Source organism: Sulfitobacter sediminis (genome assembly GCF_040811725.1).
Lineage (GTDB): Bacteria > Pseudomonadota > Alphaproteobacteria > Rhodobacterales > Rhodobacteraceae > Sulfitobacter > Sulfitobacter sediminis.
This window is the reverse complement of sequence record NZ_JBFNXX010000011.1, coordinates 1-19,044: the sequence shown is the minus strand read 5'-3', so window position 1 is coordinate 19,044 and position 19,044 is coordinate 1. Positions and strand designations below refer to the sequence as shown.

Below are 19,044 nucleotides of genomic sequence, written 5' to 3'. Positions count from 1 at the left end.
TCAGAGGGCCTTGGCCCGCTTGGCGAAGGCCAGCGCCTCGGCCGCCGCCTGTCCCATGCCCGCGACCGGGTCGAAGACGCTGTCAGGCAGGTCGGGATAATCGGCCTGTGCCAGCTTTTGCAGCGGCACGCGCTTGTCTCGCGCTTCGAGGCAGAGCGCCTTGGATTTCGCCTGCGCTTCGGGGCGGGGCATCAGGTCAGCGAGCGCGAAGCTGAGCGCCTCGGCATGGATGAGGCCGAGGTTGCCGTCGAGTGTGCTGTGCATCTGGACGGGGTGGGGGGCGATGCCATGCGCCAGTTTCTTGGCGTGCTGGAGTGCAGCGGCCAGCGACAGCGCCAGTTGCGGGACGACCATCCATTCGGTGAACCAGGCCACGCCGTCGCGCTGGTGCTGGTGCACGGCGGCGCTTTGCAGGCTGGTGCGCAGCCCGGTGAACTGGTGGCTGAGCGCGACCATGGCAGAGGGTCCTACCGGGTTCTGCTTTTGCGGCATGGTGGAGGAGGCGCCGCTGTTACCAAGGGCGATCTCACCCGCCTCGCTGGCCGTGAGGCCGATGAGCGTCTGGCCCATATGGGCGAGGGCCGCCATGACCTGCCCCTGCCAGTCGGCAATGCGCAGGATGGGGCCGCGATCTGTGTGCCATGTGCGGTGCGGGTCGTTGAGCCCCAGCGCCTCGGATAATCCAGCGCGGGTTTCGGCGGCCTTGGGGCCCAGGGCCGATCCTGTCCCGGAGGCCCCGGAAAGGGAAACGAAAAGGGATGAAGCCCGCAAGGGCTCAAGAGCGGCCAGCGCGTCGAGAAGAGGTGTGCCGAATTGGGCCAGCACTGCGCCCCAGGAAGTAGGCGTGGCATGCTGGCCGTAGGTGCGCGCGGCCATGGGGAGGTGGGCGTGTTCTTCGGCCTTTTTGCCAAGAGCTGCCACGATCTCGCGCAGGTCCGCTTCGGCCAGTGCGAGCGACTGCCGCAGCCGCAGCATCAGCCCAGTGTCGATGATGTCCTGGCTCGTAGCGCCCCAGTGAACGTATTGCGCGTGCTCCGGCGCTTTCATCTCGGCCCGGAAGGCGGCGACAAGGCCCGGGACGCTCACGCCGTTCTCGCCCGTCGGCTTGGCGATGGCACCGGGATCGACGGCGATCTCCATGCTCGCGCGGTGGATCGCGGCGGCGGAAAACTCGGGGATCACCCCAAGGCCGCCCTGCACCTTGGCAAGCGCGCCTTCGACCAGCAGCATGGCGCGCACGGCGGCGCTGTCGGAGAAAAGCCGTCCGGCCTCGCCTGTATCGAAAAGCTGGGCGTAGAGGGGGCTGTCGAATACGCTGGCGGCCATTTACCTGTCCGTCGTCTCTTGTTCCTGCCAGACCCGCTTGGCGATCTTGATGGCGTGGTTGGCCTTGGGCACGCCCGCGTAGATCGCGACGTGTTGAAAGGCTTCCATGATGTCGCGCTTGCTGGCACCGGTGCGCTGGGCGGCGCGGACGTGCATCTCGATTTCCTCGAAATTGCCGGTGGCGGCCAGCAGCGCCAGCGTCAGCATCGAGCGTTCGCGCCTGCTGATCGCGTCGGAGGCCCAGACGGTGCCCCAGGCGGCCTCGGTGATGAGGTCCTGAAAGGGCTTGTCGTCTTTGGTCATGGCGCTTTGCGCGCGGTCGACGTGCCGGTTGCCCAGCACTTCGCGGCGCACCTGCATGCCCCTATCGTGACGCTCAGACATGGCCGACAGCCTTGAGAAAATCGGTGAGCACCTGCGCGTATTCCTCGGGCTGCTCGACGCAAGGCAGGTGACCGGCCTTGCGGATCAGGTGAAACCTGGAGCCGGGGATGAGGTCCATCATCTCGCGCACGAGGTCTGGCGGGGTGGAGCCGTCCTCGGCCCCCGCGATGCCAAGGGCGGGCAGGCGCAGGGTGGCGGTGGTGGCGTAGAAGTCCGTGCCGGAGATCGCTGCCGAGCACCCGGCATAGCCCGCGTCCTCGCCCCGGACGAGCATGTTGCGCCAAAGCTCCAGCTCGGGTGTGGCGCGGAAGTCCTTTGAGAACCAGCGTTCCATCACCGCATCGGCGAGCGCTTCGATGCCGCCCTTTTCGACCGCCGCGATGCGTTCGTCCCACATCTCGACAGTGCCGATCTTGGCCGCCGTGTTCGACAGCACCAGCGCGCGGATGAGGTCGAGGCGTTTCACGGCGAGGCCCTGCGCGGTCATGCCACCGATGGAGAGGCCGACAAAGACGCAGTCTTTGACCTTAAGGTGGTCCATCAGCCGTTCCACGTCCGTCACCAGCGATCCCATGGAATAGGGCGCGGGGGGGCAGGACGACAGGCCATGGCCGCGCTTGTCATAGCGGATGATGCGCAGGCCCTTGGGCAGCAGCGGCAGGATCGGGTCCCAGAGGCGCATGTCGGTGCCCAGGGAGTTCGAGAAAACGACGGGCGGGCCGTCATCCGGGCCGTCCACGCGGTAGTGCAGCCGTACTTCCCCGGTATCGAACATCTTCATCACTTGTCCTCCCGAACTTGTCTCTTGCGTTATTCTAGCGTCTCCAGCGCCCGGATGAACATGGGCGCATCCACGTTGCCGCCCGAGATGGTCACGATCACGTCGTCGCCCTCGATTTCATCCTTGCGGAAGAGGGCCGCCGCAAGTGCGACTGCGCCGCCCGGCTCGGATACGATCTTGAGCCGGTTGAAGGCTTGCGCCATGGCGCGCAGCGCTTCGTCCTCGGTCACGACGAGGCCGGGGCCGCAGAGGCGGTGCATGATCGGAAAGGTGATATCGCCCGGCTGCGGTGTGATGATCGCGTCGCAGATATTGCCGGACAGTTGATTGTTGCGCTCGATCCCGCCCGAGCGGAGAGAGCGGGCGACATCGTCGAAGCCTTCGGGTTCCGCCGTGCGGACGCGCAGGCCCGGCGCGTCTGCCTCCAGCGCCAGTGCGATGCCTGAGGTCAGACCCCCGCCACCACAGCAGACGATGACGTCCGCCTTTTCAATGCCTTGCTCTGCCGCTTGCGCTGCAATCTCCAGCCCGCAGGTGCCTTGCCCTGCGATCACCTGCGGCTCATCGAATGGCTTGATCAGGGTCAGGCCCCTCTCTTCGCTCAGACGCGCGCCGATCTCCTCGCGGCTTTCGCTGTCGCGGTCGTATAGCACGACCTCTGCACCGTAGGCGCGGGTGTTCTCGATCTTCAGCTTCGGGCTGTCCTCGGGCATCACGATGACCGCCGGAACGCCGTGCAGTTTCGCAGCCAGTGCGACGCCCTGCGCGTGGTTGCCGCTGGAAAAGGCGATGACGCCGCTCTTGCGGACCTCTGGATCGAGGGCCGACAGCGCGGACCATGCGCCGCGAAACTTGAAGCTGCCGGTGTGTTGCAGGCATTCGGGCTTCACCCAGACGCGGCGGCCTGCGATCTCGTCAAGAAAGGGGGAGCTGAGCAGCGGCGTGCGGCGCGCGTGGCCTTCAAGCCGACCGGCGGCGGCGCGGATCATTTCGATGTTCATTTCATCTGCTCCACCCATGTGTGCAATGCCTTGACGGCCTCGGGTTCGTCGAGGAAGGGCACATGACCCCGCCCCGGCACCACCGCCGTGACCATGTCAGGGCGTCGGTCCTTCATCTTGTCCAGCGTGTCTTGCGTGAAAAGCTGCGAATTCGCGCCCCGGATACAGGCCACCGGCAGGCCGTTCATCGCGTCGAAAAAGGGCCAGAGGTCCATCGCGGGCTGGCTGGCCATCGCCTCGGTCGCCTCCCGCAACTTGGGGTCGTAGGTGATTTGCAGGCCCTCGTCGGTCTGCGTGTAATTCTTCTGCGCCTCGCGCAGCCAGCGTTCATCGGGCACATCGTCGAAGTCCTGAAAGACGTGCTTGAGCGCCGCTGCCGCTTCCTCATGCGTCTTGGAGGCCGGGTTACGACCGAGGTAGACCATGATGAAGGCAATGCCGCGCGGGTCGATCTCGGGGCCGATGTCGTTCAGCGCAACGCCAAGCAGCCGGTCCTTGGCCGCTGCCGCCAGCCCCATCCCGATCATGCCGCCGCGCGAGGTGCCGAGGATCGCCGTCTTGGCGATGCCAAGATGGCCCAGGAGTTCCAGCACGTCGCGGCCTTCGACCTGCAGGTTGTAGTTCTGCCAGTTCTCGTCGAAATCCGACTGCCCGCGCCCGCGATAGTCGATCTTGATCACGCGGTTGCCCGCCAGATGGGGCGTGACATAGTCGAAATCCGCCGTGGTGCGCGTCAGGCCGGGCAGGCAGAGGATCGGCAGGCCGTCGCCCTGGTCCTCGTAGTAGATGTTCAGCCCGTCGGATGTGGTGAAATGCGGCATTCAAACTCCTGCCAGTTGCGGGATCTCCGTGAGATCGCTCAGTTCATGTTTCGGCGTCCAGGGCAGGCGATCCATCGGCTCGCCCGCCCGGTTGACCCATGCGGTCGTAAAGCCATAGCCCGTTGCCGCCGCCGCGTCCCAGCCGTTGGATGACACGAAGAGCACCTCCTCCTTGGCACAGCCGAAGTGCTTGCCGACGAGGTCGTAGACACGTGCGTCGGGCTTGAAGATGCCCACGCTCTGCACCGAAAGCGAGACGTCGAGGACGTCGCCGATCCCGGCGGAATTCACGGCACCCTCCAGCATCTGAGGCGAGCCGTTCGACAGGATCGCGGTGTTCAGCCCCGCCTGTTTCAAGGTGGCGAGCATCCTGGGCACTTCCGGGTAGGCCTGAAGCTCCCAGTAGAGCGCCAGCAGGCGCTCGCGCAGGGCCGGATCGCCGTCATGGCCGGTTTTCTCCAAGGCCCAGTCGAGGCCGTTTTGCGTGACTTCCCAGAAATCCGTATGCGCCCCCGTCACCGCGCGCAGCCAGGAATAGGAGAGCTGTTTCTGCCGCCAATGCTCGGCCAGCACCATCCAGTCGTCCCTGATCGCCGCGAAATCGGGCTCTGACGCTGCCTGCCGCGCGGCGGCGCCCACGTCGAAGAGCGTGCCGTAGGCGTCGAAAACGCATGTGGTGATCGCCATGAAAACCCCCTTTGCTTCGGCGTCAGACTGTCACGGGGCGCACCCGGGTGAAAGGCCCGAAATTGTACCAAGTACAGTGGGGTTTACATCCCGGCGCGGCTTTGAAAGGCTAGGGAAGAGCGAAAGGAGCACCCGCGCAGATACGCGGCCTCCGCCAATTTTCCAATATCACAGACAGGAGACGACCATGACTCAGGTGAAGTCAGGCGACACGGTTGCTATTCATTACACGGGCACGCTGGAGGACGGCACGACCTTCGACAGCTCCCAGGGGCGCGATCCGCTGGAGTTCGAAGTGGGCTCGGGCCAGATCATTCCCGGCCTCGACAGCGCGCTGCCCGGCATGGAAGTGGGCGACAAGAAGACCGTGAAGGTCGCCAGCGCGGACGCCTACGGCGCGCACAATCCCGAAATGCAGCAATCTGTCCCGCGTGAGGGTATTCCGCAGGAAATCCCCCTCGACATCGGCACGCAGCTGCAGATGCAGACCCCCGACGGGCGCGCGGTGCCGGTGACGGTGGTCGGGGTGGACGAGGCCACGGTCACGCTTGATGCCAATCACCCGCTGGCGGGCAAGGACCTGCAGTTCGACATCGAGCTGATGAAGATCGCCTGATCAGGAGCCGCCGGTGATCCGCTGAAGCAGGTTCTCGAAATCGAGGGTCGTGGATTGCGGATCGGTGGTGCTTGCGGGACCGGCTGGCGCCTCGGCTGCCGGCTGGCCCACCTTCCTGAACTGCGGGCCTGACCCTTCGGGGTTGTTGCCGAAACGGTTCACCTTGATCGTCTCCGTGGGAGCGGGGGCGGCCACCGGGCTGTCTGGAGAGGCAGGCGCCGGTGACGGCTTGTCGCCGATGTTGCCGGGCTGAAGCTCTCTGAGCAGTTTCATCACCGCGTCCGGGTCGGCAATTGTCCTCTCGGCACCCTCGGGCAGGTTCTCTGGCGAGGTGACCGGCACGAAGGAGCCACCGGTCAGGGCCATCACGCCGTTGATCGCGGCCGTCATCAGGGCCGCGCGCAGGCGGGGTTCGCTGTGCAGGGTGGCGGCGACGGTGATCATCAGCATCAGGCTGACGATACGCGCCCAGAACCGGGCCCGCTGCGCGCGGATGCGCCGGGTCTCGATCACCTCTTCGCTGTAGGTCTCCGCGAAACTCATGGGGGCGTCATAGCGGGGAAAGCTGGCCAAATCTGGGCATTGCTCTGAAAATCCTGAAATTCTCCGTTCCGCTCTCGCCGCCGCGGGTTGCGGGCAGTAAAGGTGAGGGATGGAGAATCCATCTTTCGAGATATTCCTGGTCTGCGCCCCGGGGCTGGAGGCACCGCTTTGCGCCGAAGCGGCGGAGAAGGGATTTGCGGCCCCCAAGGCGGTGCCCGGTGGCGTGACCGTGACGGGGGGCTGGGCCGAGGTCTGGCGCGCCAATCTGGAATTGCGCGGTGCGGTGCGGGTGCTGGCGCGCATCGGGTCCTTCATGGCCTTCCACCTTGCCCAGCTCGACAAGCGGGCGCGCAAGTTCGACTGGGGCGCGGTGCTGCGCGCGGATGTGCCGGTAAAAGTGCAGGTCACCTGCAAGGCGTCCAAGATCTACCACGCGAAGGCGGCGACCCAGCGGATCGAGACGGCGCTGCGCGAAAGCCACGGCATCGCGCTGTCGGAGGATGCGGCGCTCGCGATCAAGGTACGCATCCTCGACAACCAAGTGACGATCAGCCTCGACACCTCAGGCGAGGCCTTGCACAAGCGCGGCCACAAGGAGGCAGTTGGCAAGGCCCCGCTGCGCGAGAGCATGGCGGCGCTGTTCCTGCGGCAGATGGGATCCGACGGCAGCCAGCCGGTGGTGGACCCGATGTGCGGATCGGGCACCTTCGTTATCGAGGCGGCCGAGATCGCGGCGGGGCTGCAGCCGGGGCGGTCGCGCAGCTTCGCCTTCGAGCAGCTGGCGAGCTTCGATGCGAAGGCTTACGCGGCGCTGCGCCGGGAAGGGTCGGGCGTGGTTCCGCAGAAACGGTTCTTTGGATCGGACCGCGATCAGGGGGCGGTCGCTATGGCCACGGCCAATGCGGAACGCGCCGGGGTAAGCGACTGGTGCAGCTTCGCCTGCCACGGTGCCTCAGAGGCACGCCCGCCCGACGGCCCGGCGGGGCTCGTGATGGTCAATCCGCCCTACGGCGCGCGGGTCGGCAACAAGAAGCCGCTTTTCGCTCTTTACGGATCATTCGGCGAGACGATGCGCACGCATTTCCGGGGCTGGCGCGTGGGTCTGGTGACTTCGGAACCCGCGCTGGCGAAGGCCACCGGCCTGCCCTGGCAACCGCTGGGACCGCCGGTCGCCCACGGTGGCCTCAAGGTCTGGCTGTGGCAAACACCGCCTCTGCCGTAGCGAGACCACCCCCGGCTTCATCTTTCCAATACAACTTGTGGCGCAACATAACCAAAGCGCGCTCCGTCGGTATTGAGCGAAGCGTCCGACACCATTTCCTTACAAGGAAACGGTCAAAAGTCAGGACTGTCTTCTGCCCCCACGCGGTCTCAGAGGTTTTCCTGCTGGGGCATCCCCAGCACATGGAAACCGCCGTCCACGCGGATGATCTCGCCGGTCGTACAGGCACCTGCGTCCGAGGCGAGGTAGACCGCCGTGCCGCCCACCGCCTCGAGCGTGGCGTTGGCGCGCAGCGGCGCGTTCATGTCGGTATGCTTGTATGTCTTGCGCGCGCCGCCGATGGCGGCCCCGGCCAGCGTCTTCATAGGCCCCGGCGAGATCGCGTTCACGCGGATGCCCTCGGGGCCAAGATCGTTGGCGAGATAGCGGGTGGCCGCCTCCAGCGCTGCCTTGGCCACGCCCATAACATTGTAGTTCGGCACCACGCGATTGCTGCCCTGGTAGGTCAGCGTGATCAGCGTGCCGCCGTTCTCCACCATCAGCGGATGCGCACGGCGCGCCACCTCGATGAAGCTGTAGGCGGAGATGTCCATGGAGTGCTTGAAGTTCGCGCGGGAGGTGTTGAGGAACCGGCCCGTCAGTTCGGACTTGTCGGAAAAGGCGATGGCGTGGACGAGGAAGTCGATGGTGGGCCAGCGGTCGGCAAGCGCGGTGAAAGCGGCGTCGAGAGATGCGTCGTCGGTCACGTCCACGTCGACCATGAAATCCGAGCCTACGCTTTCCGCGAGCGGCTTCAGCCGGCTGCCGAAAGCTTCGCCCTGGTAGGTAAAGGCCAGTTCCGCCCCGGCTTCGGCCATGGCCTTGGCGATGCCCCAGGCGATGGAGCGTTCGTTGGCGACCCCCATGATCAGGCCGCGTTTTCCCTTGAGCAGATCAGACATCGCCTCTTACTCCCGATATCTCGACAGGATCATCGACCCGTTGGTGCCGCCAAAGCCGAAGGAATTGGTCATCACCGAATCGAGACCTGCGTTCTCGACCAGCTCGGTGGCGATTTCTTCGGGCTTGAGCGCAGGGTCCAGTGTCTCGACGTTGATGGAGGGTGTGATGAAATCATGTTCCAGCATCAGAAGGCAGAATATCGCCTCCATCGCCCCCGCGGCCCCCTGTCCGTGGCCGGTCATGCTCTTGGTGGAACTGACGGGCGGTGTCGTGCCTTCGCCGAAGATGCGGCGCACGGCCTCGATCTCGCCCACGTCGCCCACGGGGGTCGAGGTGCCATGGGCGTTGATGTAGCTGACCTTGCGGCCCTCGGGCAGGGTGTCGAGCGCCAGTTGCATCGCCCGCGCGCCGCCTTCGCCGGAGGGGGCCACCATGTCGTGCCCGTCCGAAGTAGCGGCAAAGCCCGTCACCTCGGCGTAGATCTTCGCACCGCGCGCCCTGGCGTGTTCCAGTTCTTCCAGCACCACGATGCCGCCGCCGCCGGTGATCACGAAACCGTCGCGATTGGCGTCGAAGGCACGGGAGGCGCGCTGGGGCGTGTCGTTGTACTTGCTGCTCATTGCCCCCATGGCGTCGAAAAGGCAGGAAAGCGTCCAGTCCAGTTCTTCACCGCCGCCCGCGAACATCACGTCCTGCTTGCCCAGCATGATCTGCTCGGCGGCATTGCCGATGCAATGCAGCGAAGTCGAACAGGCCGAGGTGATCGAATAGTTGATCCCCTTGATCTTGTAGGCGGTCGAAAGGTTCGCGCTGACCGTGGAGGACATGCACTTGGGCACGGCAAAGGGGCCGATCCGCTTGGTGGCACCAGTACTGTCGACCGTGTCATGGGCGGTCTTCATCGCGCTGGTCGAGGGGCCGCCGGAGCCGGCGATCAGGCCGGTGCGCGGGTTCGAGATCATCTCTTCGCTCAGACCTGCGTCCGCAATCGCCTGACCCATCGCGATATAAGCATAGGCCGCGCCCGGTCCCATGAAACGCAGCGTGCGTTTGTCGACATGTTCGGTGACGTCGATCTTGAGCGTGCCCGCGACCTGGCTGCGGAAACCGTGTTCGGCCATCTCGGGCGAGGCTTCGATCCCGCTCTTGCCCGCCTTGAGCGCGGCGGTGACCTCTTCGGCGTTGTTTCCGATGGACGAGACGATCCCCAGTCCGGTGACGACGACGCGGCGCATGCGCAGCACTCCCTTTGATCTGTTCGGTCTATCTAGGACAGCAGGTGCGAAGGGCGCAAGCGATTAGGCGGCGCGGGTGCGCAGCGCGATTCCGGTCCTTTTTGCTTTGCAAGGGAACCGGGCAGGGGGCCGGGCGGTTGCCTTTGCAACCCATTCAAAGGAGCAGACATGTCCCAGATCACCACGATCAACCCGGCGACCGAGGAAGTGATCGCCACTTATCAACACATGACCGAGGAAGATGCCATTGCAGCGGTCAAGGCCTGCCACGCGGCATTCCTGGACTGGCGCGAGAAATCCCATGAGGAACGGGCACCCCACCTGACCGCGATTGCCGAGACATTGCGGCAGAATCGCGATGAACTGGCCGAGTTGATGACGCGCGAGACCGGAAAGCTGCTGAAAGACGGCAAGCGCGAGGTCGACATCTGCGCGGCGATCTTCGAGTACACGGCCAAGCACGGTCCCGAAAAACTGGCAGACGAGGAGCGTACTCACGGCAAGGACCAGCGCGGGATCGTCACCTATCAGCCCATCGGTGTGATCTATTCGATCCAGCCCTGGAACTTCCCGCTTTACCAGCCGGTGCGGGTGCTGGCGGCGAACCTGATGGCGGGCAACGGCTGTGTGCTGAAACATGCCTCGATCTGCACCGGCAGTGCGCTGCGGCTGCAGGAGCTGTGTGTCGAGGCGGGATTGCCGCGCGACCTGTTCAAGGTGGTGCTGATCGGCCACGACCTGAGCGACAAGCTGATCGAGTACAAGCTGGTGCGCGGCGTGACCATGACCGGCAGCGACGGTGCGGGGCGTCACATCGGCTCGGTCGCCGCCAAGGCGCTGAAAAAGACGGTGCTGGAGCTTGGCTCAAACGACGCCTACCTCGTGCTGGAGGGCGCCGACATCGAGACGGCCGTGAAGTTTTCGGTCATGGGTCGGCTCTAGAACAACGGCGAGACCTGTGTCTCCGCCAAGCGCTTCGTTGTGACGGAAAAGGTCTATGAAGCCTTTGTCGATGCCTTCGTCGCGCAGATGAAGAAGATCGAGATGGGCGATCCCATGGCAGAATCCTCCCAGCTTGGTCCGCTGTCGAGCCAGGACCAGTTCGAGACGGTGCGCGATCAGGTGGAAAAGAGCGTCGAGAAGGGGGCCAAGGTGCTTTGCGGCGGCGAGGTGCCGGAGCGGAAAGGCGCCTATTACCCCGCGACCGTGCTGGCCAATGTGACGCCCGGCATGCCCGCCTATGACGACGAGATCTTTGGCCCCGTTGCGGCGGTCATCCGCGCCAAGGACGACGAGGACGCCATGCGCATCGCCAACGACAGCCGCTATGGGCTGGGCGGCGGAATCTTCTGCAAGGATGAGGCGCATGCGATCAAGCTCGCACGGGAGCATTTCGACACCGGCATGTTGCGCATCAATTCCTACGGGGCGGCCGATCCGAACATGCCCTTCGGGGGTGTGAAGGATTCAGGCTACGGGCGCGAGCATGGCGGCTTTGGCATGAAGGAATTCGTCAATGCCAAGGCGGTTTTCCTGCCCTGATAGGCAAGAGACCGGGGGCGGCGCGCCGGTGCCGCCCCGTTGAGCGTCAGGCGGGCGGCGCGTTTTGCCGCACCAGTTCTGCCACGTGCTGCACATCCGCCGCCGTCAGCGGCTTGTTGAGAAAATCCTTCACCACATCGAACCGCTCCGCCCGCGCCCGGTCGTTCGGGTCAAGCGAAGTGGTGAGCATCACGATACAGACCTTGGCAAAGGCGGGCCCCAGTTCCGCCGTGGCTTCTTCGAGGAATTCGAAGCCGGTCATGCGGGGCATGTTGATGTCGAGAAAGATGGCGTCGACCGCTTCCTCGGGATGCGTCCTAAGGTGATCAAGCGCGTGGTCCGCGGCGAGGAAACTGCGTGTCTCACCGACAAGGTGGGTGCGGGCGATGATCCGCTGGTACATCTTCTGATCGAAGGCTTCATCGTCGATCAGGTAGGCAAGCTGGATCGGGTGCTGGGCCGGCTGGTCACTCATACAATCATATGCCTCGGTAAATGCAGGGCGAATTCCGACCCGACCCCGGGCGTTGAGGTCAGGCCGATCTCGCCCTGGTGGTTCATCGCGATATGCTGGCACATCGGCAGGCCGATGCCCGCGCCTGCAATCTCACTATGGCCGTGCAGGCGTTGAAAAAGCCTGAAGATCCGCTCTTCGCTGCCCGGCGGAATGCCGATGCCGTTGTCCTGCACGGTGATTTTCAGCCGGTCCTGCGTACAGTCCGCGGCCTGGGCCACGTGGATGCGCGGGGTGCGGTCGGGCGGGCAGAACTTGATCGCGTTGGCCAGCAGGTTCTGGAACAGGATGTTCATCTGCGCGCGCACCGCCCTGATGCGTGGCAAGGCCTCGACTTCGATCCGCGCGCTCGTTGCGTCGATGTCGGCGCGCAGGTTCTGCAGCGCGTGATCGACAGCGTCGTTCAGCGGCAGGTCCTCGAACTTCGGCTCCATCCCGATGACGCGTGTGTATTCCAGAACGTAGTCTATGAGGTCTTTCATGCGCCCGACGGTTTTCTGGCTCATGTCCAACAGATCTCGGCCCTCTGCATCGAGGTCGGCGCCGATGTGACGCTCAAGCTCGTTCAGGAGCATATCGAGGGTGTTGGAGGGCGCCTTGAGGTCGTGGGAAATGGAGTAGGCGAAGGACCGCAGTTCGGCATTCGCCTTGTCTGCGGCACGCCATCCGGCGCGGGCGCTTTCCTCCGACACCTTGACCTGTGTGATGTCCGTATGCGCGCCCAGCATCCGGATGGGTTTGCCTGCCGGGTCGCGGATCGCCATGCCCCGGCAGCGGACCCAGACGGTCGACCCGTCTGCGTGGCGGTAGCGCACCACCTGGTCATAGGGATGATCCTGGTCGGCGCAATGGGCGTGGAAATTCTCGAGCGCGGTGGCGAGGTCGTCCTGAAAGATCAGGTCCTGCCATTCCGCCGGGTCATGCCGTTTCTCCGCTGGATCGAAGCCCATGGTGCGCCAGAATTCGGGGCTCATCCATTCGTTTTCGGGGCGTTCGAGATCCCAGTACCAGATACCGTCGAGCGATCCTTCCTGCATGAAAGTCCAGGTCGACAGGTCCTTCTGCAAAAGCTCTTCGAGCTCGTTTTGCAGGTAATTCTTTTCCGACACGCCACCGCCCCTTCCGTCGAACGGAGGCAAGACCCCCGCGCAGCGAAGTCTGGGCGGAGTTTCGTGAATAAATCCTTAACGCGGCGATGCGTGTCTGCGGGCTTCCGGCACCATCGGTTCGGATCAGCTTTCGCTGAGCGCCACCTTCATGTCCTTGACCTGGTAGATCATCTCACCGTCCGCCTCGACGATCCCGTCGGCCACGCCCATGGTCAGGCGGCGCGTCTGGATCGCCTTGGTAAAGTCGATCTTGTAGGTCAGCATCTTGCGGTCAGGCCGCACCATGCCGGTCAGTTTCACCTCGCCCACACCCAGCGCATAGCCGCGCCCGGGCCAGCCGCGCCAGCCGAGGTTGAAGCCGGTCAACTGCCACAGGCCGTCAAGGCCCAGGCAACCTGGCATGATCGGGTTGCCGGGGAAGTGGCAGTCGAAGAACCACAGGTCCGGCGTGATGTCGAATTCGGCGGTGATATGTCCCTTGCCATGGGCGCCGCCGTCGGCAGAGACATCGGTGATCCGGTCCATCATCAGCATCGGCGGGGCGGGAAGTTGCGCGTTGCCGGGGCCGAAGAGCTCACCTCGGGCGCATTTGAGGAGGTCTTCCTTGTCGAAGCTGGTGGGATAATCGGCCATCGGTTGCTTTCCTGCTGGGTCTTCGGTGTTCGGGGCGGTCTACATGCCGCACCCTCATACCGCAAGGGTCGCGCGCGGACCAAGACCGATTGGCGGGGAGATGCACCTCCGCGTTCCCCTCAGGTCGCGATCAGCACCTCGCCCTCGATCTCCATCGCAAAGCCCATGGGCAGGCTCGCGACGCCGATAGCGCTGCGGGCGTGCCGACCAATCTCCGGGCCGAAGACGTCGACCACAAGGTCGCTGAAACCGTTCAGGACCAGATGCTGCTCGGTATACCCAGGGGCCGAGGCGACCATGCCGAAAACGCGGGCCCAACCGGTGATCCGGGACAGCGTGCCCAGTTCCGCCCTGAGATTGGCCAGTACCGTGAGGCCGATATGGCGCGCTTCGTCATAGGCGGCCTCGGTTGTCAGGTCGGTGCCGACGGTCCCGAAGGGCCCACCGATGCTGCCGTCCGCCGCGTTCTTGGGATGGCCCGAGAATATGGCCCGCTCGCCGCGCAGGTTCACGAAGCTGAATGGCAGATGCAGGCCATCGGGGATCTTTGTTGGGGCGGGCAGGGACAAGCCAAGCTGCTGCAATCGTTCTTCGGGGGTGGTCATGGCCGTGAACTCCTTTGCCAGATGTTTTCGGTCAGAGCGTAGCATGGGATCAGCGGATTTTCAGCCCGCCGTGCCCTAATTGACCCTACCTGCGTTCTTGCATGGATGCCTTGCACCGGTGCCGGTTCATCTGCTGCGTGCCGCTCTCTACATCTCTATCAGGTATTTCAAACCTGTCGGGGCCCGCGATGGGCCGTGCAAACCAACGTCAATTTCGGGCGTTGCGAGCGGCGCACCGCGGACCCGGCACACCAGACCATTCAGAAACACAAGACCTTATCCCTCACGGAGACAGATCACATGAGCTTTTCGCTTAAACACATGGCCCTCGAATACCTGCGCCGGGAAATCGAGGAATACTACAGCGACGTTACAGACCTGACAGATGCCAACCTCAAAAGTTCGGAAATGGCGCATTGTCCAAAGTCGCTCGTGAGCGGCTACAAGAAGGACTACGCGGTGCTCGAAACACTTTATGACAAGTGCGACGCGGCCTTCGAGGAGATCGAGAAGAAGGACCTGACCACAAGCCGCATCAAGAAAGCGCAGGCGGCGATGGAGAATTTCCACACCGCGATCATGGTGCTGGAACAGAGCAACGCGATGTTTGCCGCGCACAATAAGGAACGGACGGCCTCGCAGGCGGCGGGCATGATCCTTCTCTTTCAGATGATCGTGAAAAGCCAGCAGGATCAGGTCAAGAAGCTGATGGACGGCATTCCGAAGCTGGAAAAGAAGCTGAAAAAGGCCAAACGCGATGTCACCGGGGCCAAGGCGCAGCGCGCGATCAACGTGGCGATCACTGGCGTGACCGCCTGCCTGCCCGCGCTGAAGGGCGCGCAACTGGCCATTCTCGTTCTGGGCACCGCGGGGACACGCCTTGCGGCGGATGCGGCCCTCGGTCCCACGGGGCCAACCGCCGGGGCGGCGGCCAAGACCGCTGCGGGCGAATACGGCGGGGCGGTCGATCTCTTGGGCAAGGGCAGCGGCAAGCTGGTCTCGGCCATGGGCGCCATCGACGCGTTGATCGCGGATGACAAGGAGATCGGCACCGCCGAGAAGGACCTGAAGAAGGCCAGGAAGGACCTGAAGGACACCGAGAAACGCTACAAGAAGCTGGTGGTGGCCATGCGTTCTTCGGACAAGACGCTGGCGGCGGCGGCAGAGAAATACAAGAAAGCCACCAAGGCCGCCGGGGATGCCTCGGACAAGTTCAGGGCGGCCAAGAAACGCCGCGTGGACCTGAAAAAAGAGTTGCAGGAATAGGGAGAAGCTCAGCTGGCGCTTGCCCCTCGCTGAGCAAAGCTACCCTCGCCGAGTGCAGCGATGGTGGCTTTCTGAAACTCTCGCGACCTCGAGCCAGGTTGGTCGGGTCGCTGGCTCAGTCCGTCTGCGGACTGAGCTGTGCCGTCGAGATGCTGTCCTTGCCTGCGGCATAGCCAAAGGGCTGGTGGGGCAGCTTTTCGACGATGGGTTCGAGGTCGAAACTTGCAAGGAACCTATATACTTCGGCATCGGGAGCCAGCGCGATCACCTTGATGTCCACCTGACCGTCAAGGTTCATCGAGTATGAGTGGTACGCTACGGGCGTCCGCTTGTCCGTGAGGGCATCAACCGACACCTGTGCGTGCCGCATGAAGGGCAGGCCGTCCACGACGATTTGCGAAGGCTGAGCGTTGCCCGGAACGCGGGCCTTCCGCTTGGGCTCGGCGCGCAGGCCCTCGCGCGAGATCTCCAATGCCATGGCGATGGCCATACCGTCCTTGCGATAGAACCGCACCGCGCCGGTCTGCGCGGCCTTTGCCATGTCGTCGAAATGCATCAACAACTTGTTGCTGGTGGAGGAAACAAGAACGGTGCGCTCCATCTTTTGTCCGACGATGGCCTCGGTGAGGGCAAGATCGTAGGGCACCGCCGTCCAGCCCTCGGGTGCCTGCGGCAGACCCGTCTCGGGATCGAAGGGCACGCCGGAGAAGACGCCGTCGCGCAGTTCCGTCACCATGGCAGCAATCTTGCCGAAGAAGCCGCAACGGCGTCGGCAGCCATCCTCCCGGCGCTCCTCGTATCGCGCCGCGCCCTCGTCGAGCTGCGTGTTGATCTCGGCGCGCACCGCGTCCTTGCGATCGTCGTTCATGTAGGCGTCGAACGCCATCATGCTGGCAGCCCCGATCATCAGGACGCCCAGTACGAAAATGAAACCTGTGAGCCTGCTCATCGGACCCTCCGTCAATAGTTGGGGACAGCTAAGGCTGCAACTATGGCGATATTTAAGCGCCACCGCGGCAAGTTCTGGGTGGATCGGGGATTTAAAGGCGCTGTTTCCCCGCCGCGACAGGATGATGCACTCAAGTGCCAGATCTGCCTTTTGCAATTGAAAACGGTTCGCATCGACCCTTATATTAGGTTCGACCCCGAGACGGAGCGATCCATGACGCAGACCCATATCGAAAACGGCACACGCTGGCTGGAGCAGGCGGGCGTTCGCCCGACCCGGCAACGTGTCACGTTGGCGAGCCTGCTGGTCGGTGATGGACAGCACCGGCACGTGACGGCCGAAAGCCTCTTTGAGGCCGCGAAGGGGCAGGGCGACGCGGTCTCGCTTGCGACCGTCTATAACACCCTGCGCGCCTTCTGCGAGGCCGGGCTGTTGCAGGAAGTGACCGTCGATGGCTCAAAGAGCTATTTCGACACCAACACGCACGATCATCCGCATTTCTTCTGGGAAGACGACGGCAAGCTGACCGATGCGCCGTCGGAGCAACTGGTCATCGCGGAACTGCCCGACGCGCCCGAAGGGGCCGAGATCGCCAGCGTCGACGTGGTGATCCGCCTGCGCCGCAAGACCGCCAAGGGCTGAGCCCGGTTTCGGGCCATGCCGCATCCGCTGATTTCACAAGACCTGATAGACGCCTTCCAGCGCGACGGTGTCGTGCTGATAAAGGGGCTTTTCGCCGACCATGTCGACACCCTGCGCGCGGGTGTGGATCGGAACATGGCCGAACCGGGGCCCTACGCGTCCAACAACGAACGCGCGGGCGAGACGGGGCGTTTCTTTGACGACTACTGCAACTGGCAGCGTATTCCCGAATTCGAAGAGGTGATCCGGGGCTCCGCCGCCGCGCAGGTTGGCGCTGAACTGATGGGCAGCGGCACCGCGCAGCTTTTCCACGACCACGTGCTGGTAAAGGAACCCGGTACCTCCATGGCGACACCGTGGCATTCGGACGGACCCTATTACTTCGTCTCGGGCAAGCAGACGATCAGCTTCTGGTCCCCGCTTGATCCGGTGACCGACGCGACGCTGCGTTGCGTGGCGGGCTCTCACCTGTGGGAAAAGCCCGTGCTGCCCACGCGCTGGGCCAAGGGCGATGCCTTCTTCGATCCCGCGCCCTACATGCCCGTTCCGGACCCCGACGCCGAGGGGATGGACATCCGCGAATGGGAGATGGCACCGGGCGATGCGGTGGCCTTCAACTATGACATCCTGCATGGCGCACGGGGCAACAGGGCAGGTGCGCGGCGGCGGGCGTTCTCGCTGCGGCTGGTGGGCGACGATGCCCGTTATGTCGAAAGGCCCGGTCCCACCTCGCCGCCCTTCCCGGGGCACGGGATGCAACCGGGTGACCGGCTGCGGACAGACTGGTTTCCGGTGATCTGGGACGGGTAGGCCTCTGTCGTCCATGCCTCGCTTGCCGGCGTCTCATCGCCGGCGCGAAAAAAGGTCTCCCGCTTTATCCAAGTCCGGATAAGCTGTTTCCGGTGGGTTTGCGCGAACGGGGACCAATACTTTGCCCTTGCACTGGGACGATCTGAAAATCCTTCTGGCCGCCGCGCGCGGCGGGTCGCTTTCGCGTGCGGCGATCCTTCTGGGCATGGATCAATCCACGGTCAGCCGCCGCCTGTCGGGGCTGGAGGCATCGCTCGACACCGTGCTTTTCAAGCGTTCCAAGACGGGGCTTGAGGTGACGGATGCGTGTGCGCGGCTGGTGCCGCTTGCCGAACGGGTGGAAGAAGCTGTCGCGGGGGACTGTCAGAGCAAACCAGCTTGAGCGGGGCAGGGCAGTTCCGTAACTTTCCTTCATGACCAAACCTGACCCATTCCGCTATTTCAAAACGAGCCGTGAGATCATCCGCCTGGCCGTAATGTTGTACGTGCGGTTTCCTCTTTCCCTCCGAAATGTAGAGGATTTGCTCCATGAGCGCGGCATCGATGTCAGCCATGAAGCGGTGAGATATTGGTGGCATCGGTTCGGGCCAATGTTTGCCGCGGAGATCCGAAAGCGCCGGATCGAAGGCACGAATTCGAGCAAGTGGCGCTGGCATCTGGACGAGATGTTCGTGAAGATCAACGGCGAACGGCATTACCTATGGCGCGCCGTTGATCATGAAGGCGAGGTGCTGGAAAGCTTCGTAACGAAAACACGCGACAAGAAAGCTGCGTTGAAATTCTTAAAGAAAGCAATGCGTAAGCACGGCTGTCCGGATGTGTTCGTCACGGATTTGCTGCGCTCTTACAGCGCTGCGTTGAGAGACATCGGCCTGGACAACAGACAGGAAACCGGTCGCTGGCTGAACAATCGTGCAGAAAATTCACACCTTCCGTTCCGACGAAGAGAACGGGCCATGCTCCGCTTTAGGCGCATGCGAAGTTTGCAGAAGTTCGCCTCTGTCCACGCCTCGATTTACAACCTCTTCAACACGGAACGAAGCCACTACACCAGACCTCATTTCAAGTTGAATCGTGCCGCTGCTCTCGCCGAGTGGCGCGCTCTCGGCACGGGATAAAAGAAAGCCTCACTGTCCTTTCGAAGACGGGTTCGTATTGGTCTGACACCTCCGGCCGGTGTTTCGCCTGAAGGCAGTTTTCGGGTTTGAACACTGCGGGCTCGATACAGCCATTAGCTGCGCTCACCAATAAGGTCTGCTGAGCGTTCAGCAGGCCATCTAGATGCGCTACAGGTGTATCAGTGTGCGTGAATTCGGAATCTGTGCTACTGTGTCGGAATTATGGGAGGAGTGACTATGGCCGACTGGCGTATTGAAGGCGAGTACATGGAAACCTGCAACTGTGATTTCCTTTGCC

At 63.6% G+C, this 19,044-nt stretch carries 21 protein-coding genes and 1 pseudogene; 8 read left to right on the top strand and 14 right to left on the bottom strand.

Annotated elements, in window-relative coordinates; genetic code table 11:
* The 6 genes from AB2B41_RS14525 to AB2B41_RS14500 are packed head-to-tail and all read right to left on the bottom strand — an operon-like array spanning nt 1 to nt 5,000.
* A complete protein-coding gene (locus tag AB2B41_RS14525) occupies nt 1–1,326 on the bottom strand; it encodes a lyase family protein (protein WP_367878531.1) in 1,326 nt (441 codons plus the stop codon).
* Nucleotides 1,327–1,710, bottom strand: coding sequence for a 4-carboxymuconolactone decarboxylase (gene pcaC, locus AB2B41_RS14520; protein WP_367878530.1), 384 nt, complete (start codon nt 1,708–1,710; stop codon nt 1,327–1,329).
* On the bottom strand, nt 1,703–2,491 hold the full coding sequence (gene pcaD, locus AB2B41_RS14515) for a 3-oxoadipate enol-lactonase (RefSeq protein WP_367878529.1): 789 nt from the start codon (nt 2,489–2,491) through the stop codon (nt 1,703–1,705). The genes pcaC and pcaD overlap by 8 nt, the downstream gene beginning before the upstream one ends.
* A gap of 29 nt (nt 2,492–2,520) precedes the next feature.
* Nucleotides 2,521–3,492, bottom strand: a complete 972-nt coding sequence (locus tag AB2B41_RS14510) for a threonine ammonia-lyase (protein ID WP_367878528.1) — start codon at nt 3,490–3,492, stop codon at nt 2,521–2,523.
* The gene (locus AB2B41_RS14505) at nt 3,489–4,313 is read right to left on the bottom strand and encodes an alpha/beta fold hydrolase (protein WP_367878527.1); all 825 of its coding nucleotides are present in this window, start codon (nt 4,311–4,313) and stop codon (nt 3,489–3,491) included. Before AB2B41_RS14505 ends, AB2B41_RS14510 begins: the two co-directional genes overlap by 4 nt.
* Nucleotides 4,314–5,000: a haloacid dehalogenase type II gene (locus tag AB2B41_RS14500; RefSeq protein ID WP_367878526.1), complete on the bottom strand. Its 687-nt coding sequence runs from the start codon at nt 4,998–5,000 to the stop codon at nt 4,314–4,316.
* A 187-nt stretch (nt 5,001–5,187) separates the two neighbouring features.
* Here AB2B41_RS14500 and AB2B41_RS14495 point away from each other — a divergent pair, with 187 nt between their 5' ends.
* On the top strand, nt 5,188–5,616 hold the full coding sequence (locus AB2B41_RS14495) for an FKBP-type peptidyl-prolyl cis-trans isomerase (RefSeq protein ID WP_367878525.1): 429 nt from the start codon (nt 5,188–5,190) through the stop codon (nt 5,614–5,616).
* Here AB2B41_RS14495 and AB2B41_RS14490 read toward each other — a convergent pair whose 3' ends face one another.
* Complete coding sequence (locus tag AB2B41_RS14490; protein ID WP_367878524.1) at nt 5,617–6,159, bottom strand: hypothetical protein; 543 nt, start codon at nt 6,157–6,159, stop codon at nt 5,617–5,619. It lies immediately after the preceding gene.
* Between the two features lie 109 nt (nt 6,160–6,268).
* Between AB2B41_RS14490 and AB2B41_RS14485 the strand changes: the two genes are divergently transcribed.
* A complete protein-coding gene (locus AB2B41_RS14485) occupies nt 6,269–7,381 on the top strand; it encodes a THUMP domain-containing class I SAM-dependent RNA methyltransferase (RefSeq protein WP_367878523.1) in 1,113 nt (370 codons plus the stop codon).
* Between the two features lie 149 nt (nt 7,382–7,530).
* On the opposite strand, the gene AB2B41_RS14480 is transcribed toward AB2B41_RS14485, so the two are convergent.
* Together AB2B41_RS14480 and fabB are read right to left on the bottom strand one after the other, a co-directional pair.
* A complete protein-coding gene (locus AB2B41_RS14480; RefSeq protein WP_367878522.1) occupies nt 7,531–8,322 on the bottom strand; it encodes an enoyl-ACP reductase FabI in 792 nt (263 codons plus the stop codon).
* Between the two features lie 6 nt (nt 8,323–8,328).
* Nucleotides 8,329–9,558: a beta-ketoacyl-ACP synthase I gene (gene fabB, locus AB2B41_RS14475; protein WP_367878521.1), complete on the bottom strand. Its 1,230-nt coding sequence runs from the start codon at nt 9,556–9,558 to the stop codon at nt 8,329–8,331.
* A 168-nt stretch (nt 9,559–9,726) separates the two neighbouring features.
* On the opposite strand from fabB, the pseudogene AB2B41_RS14470 reads away from it, so the two are divergent.
* Nucleotides 9,727–11,100, top strand: a pseudogene (locus AB2B41_RS14470) (NAD-dependent succinate-semialdehyde dehydrogenase).
* Between the two features lie 46 nt (nt 11,101–11,146).
* On the opposite strand, the gene AB2B41_RS14465 reads toward AB2B41_RS14470, so the two are convergent.
* The 4 genes from AB2B41_RS14465 to AB2B41_RS14450 form a co-directional block, all read right to left on the bottom strand.
* Nucleotides 11,147–11,575, bottom strand: a complete 429-nt coding sequence (locus AB2B41_RS14465) for a response regulator (RefSeq protein WP_367878520.1) — start codon at nt 11,573–11,575, stop codon at nt 11,147–11,149.
* A complete protein-coding gene (locus AB2B41_RS14460) occupies nt 11,572–12,723 on the bottom strand; it encodes a sensor histidine kinase (RefSeq protein ID WP_367878519.1) in 1,152 nt (383 codons plus the stop codon). The genes AB2B41_RS14465 and AB2B41_RS14460 overlap by 4 nt, the downstream gene beginning before the upstream one ends.
* 123 nt (nt 12,724–12,846) lie before the next feature.
* Nucleotides 12,847–13,356, bottom strand: a complete 510-nt coding sequence (gene fabA, locus AB2B41_RS14455) for a bifunctional 3-hydroxydecanoyl-ACP dehydratase/trans-2-decenoyl-ACP isomerase (protein ID WP_367878518.1) — start codon at nt 13,354–13,356, stop codon at nt 12,847–12,849.
* Nucleotides 13,357–13,475: 119 nt separating this feature from the next.
* Nucleotides 13,476–13,961, bottom strand: a complete 486-nt coding sequence (locus AB2B41_RS14450) for a RidA family protein (RefSeq protein ID WP_367878517.1) — start codon at nt 13,959–13,961, stop codon at nt 13,476–13,478.
* 300 nt (nt 13,962–14,261) lie between these two features.
* On the opposite strand from AB2B41_RS14450, the gene AB2B41_RS14445 reads away from it, so the two are divergent.
* On the top strand, nt 14,262–15,227 hold the full coding sequence (locus AB2B41_RS14445; protein ID WP_367878516.1) for a hypothetical protein: 966 nt from the start codon (nt 14,262–14,264) through the stop codon (nt 15,225–15,227).
* 115 nt (nt 15,228–15,342) lie between these two features.
* On the opposite strand, the gene AB2B41_RS14440 is transcribed toward AB2B41_RS14445, so the two are convergent.
* A complete protein-coding gene (locus AB2B41_RS14440; RefSeq protein WP_367878515.1) occupies nt 15,343–16,176 on the bottom strand; it encodes a hypothetical protein in 834 nt (277 codons plus the stop codon).
* Between the two features lie 213 nt (nt 16,177–16,389).
* Here AB2B41_RS14440 and irrA point away from each other — a divergent pair, with 213 nt between their 5' ends.
* The 4 genes from irrA (at nt 16,390) to AB2B41_RS14420 (ending at nt 18,746) form a co-directional block, all read left to right on the top strand.
* Nucleotides 16,390–16,818, top strand: coding sequence for an iron response transcriptional regulator IrrA (irrA, locus tag AB2B41_RS14435; protein ID WP_367878514.1), 429 nt, complete (start codon nt 16,390–16,392; stop codon nt 16,816–16,818).
* A 15-nt stretch (nt 16,819–16,833) separates the two neighbouring features.
* Nucleotides 16,834–17,628 carry a phytanoyl-CoA dioxygenase family protein gene (locus AB2B41_RS14430; protein WP_367878513.1) on the top strand — a complete coding sequence of 265 codons (795 nt, stop codon included), beginning with the start codon at nt 16,834–16,836 and terminating at the stop codon, nt 17,626–17,628.
* A gap of 127 nt (nt 17,629–17,755) precedes the next feature.
* Complete coding sequence (locus tag AB2B41_RS14425; protein ID WP_367878512.1) at nt 17,756–18,010, top strand: LysR family transcriptional regulator; 255 nt, start codon at nt 17,756–17,758, stop codon at nt 18,008–18,010.
* Between the two features lie 31 nt (nt 18,011–18,041).
* Entirely contained in the window at nt 18,042–18,746 is a 705-nt protein-coding gene (locus tag AB2B41_RS14420; RefSeq protein WP_367878511.1) for an IS6 family transposase, read from the top strand.
* Nucleotides 18,747–19,044: the final 298 nt, after the last annotated feature.

Bases quoted from the DNA above. Each gene is read 5' to 3' on its own strand.
- AB2B41_RS14525 (WP_367878531.1), bottom strand. From the start codon at position 1,326: ATGGCCGCCAGCGTATTCGACAGCCCCCTCTACGCCCAGCTTTTCGAT.
- pcaC (WP_367878530.1), bottom strand. From the start codon at position 1,710: ATGTCTGAGCGTCACGATAGGGGCATGCAGGTGCGCCGCGAAGTGCTG.
- pcaD (WP_367878529.1), bottom strand. From the start codon at position 2,491: ATGAAGATGTTCGATACCGGGGAAGTACGGCTGCACTACCGCGTGGAC.
- AB2B41_RS14510 (WP_367878528.1), bottom strand. From the start codon at position 3,492: ATGAACATCGAAATGATCCGCGCCGCCGCCGGTCGGCTTGAAGGCCAC.
- AB2B41_RS14505 (WP_367878527.1), bottom strand. From the start codon at position 4,313: ATGCCGCATTTCACCACATCCGACGGGCTGAACATCTACTACGAGGAC.
- AB2B41_RS14500 (WP_367878526.1), bottom strand. From the start codon at position 5,000: ATGGCGATCACCACATGCGTTTTCGACGCCTACGGCACGCTCTTCGAC.
- AB2B41_RS14495 (WP_367878525.1), top strand. From the start codon at position 5,188: ATGACTCAGGTGAAGTCAGGCGACACGGTTGCTATTCATTACACGGGC.
- AB2B41_RS14490 (WP_367878524.1), bottom strand. From the start codon at position 6,159: ATGAGTTTCGCGGAGACCTACAGCGAAGAGGTGATCGAGACCCGGCGC.
- AB2B41_RS14485 (WP_367878523.1), top strand. From the start codon at position 6,269: ATGGAGAATCCATCTTTCGAGATATTCCTGGTCTGCGCCCCGGGGCTG.
- AB2B41_RS14480 (WP_367878522.1), bottom strand. From the start codon at position 8,322: ATGTCTGATCTGCTCAAGGGAAAACGCGGCCTGATCATGGGGGTCGCC.
- fabB (WP_367878521.1), bottom strand. From the start codon at position 9,558: ATGCGCCGCGTCGTCGTCACCGGACTGGGGATCGTCTCGTCCATCGGA.
- AB2B41_RS14465 (WP_367878520.1), bottom strand. From the start codon at position 11,575: ATGAGTGACCAGCCGGCCCAGCACCCGATCCAGCTTGCCTACCTGATC.
- fabA (WP_367878518.1), bottom strand. From the start codon at position 13,356: ATGGCCGATTATCCCACCAGCTTCGACAAGGAAGACCTCCTCAAATGC.
- AB2B41_RS14450 (WP_367878517.1), bottom strand. From the start codon at position 13,961: ATGACCACCCCCGAAGAACGATTGCAGCAGCTTGGCTTGTCCCTGCCC.
- AB2B41_RS14445 (WP_367878516.1), top strand. From the start codon at position 14,262: ATGAGCTTTTCGCTTAAACACATGGCCCTCGAATACCTGCGCCGGGAA.
- AB2B41_RS14440 (WP_367878515.1), bottom strand. From the start codon at position 16,176: ATGAGCAGGCTCACAGGTTTCATTTTCGTACTGGGCGTCCTGATGATC.
- irrA (WP_367878514.1), top strand. From the start codon at position 16,390: ATGACGCAGACCCATATCGAAAACGGCACACGCTGGCTGGAGCAGGCG.
- AB2B41_RS14430 (WP_367878513.1), top strand. From the start codon at position 16,834: ATGCCGCATCCGCTGATTTCACAAGACCTGATAGACGCCTTCCAGCGC.
- AB2B41_RS14420 (WP_367878511.1), top strand. From the start codon at position 18,042: ATGACCAAACCTGACCCATTCCGCTATTTCAAAACGAGCCGTGAGATC.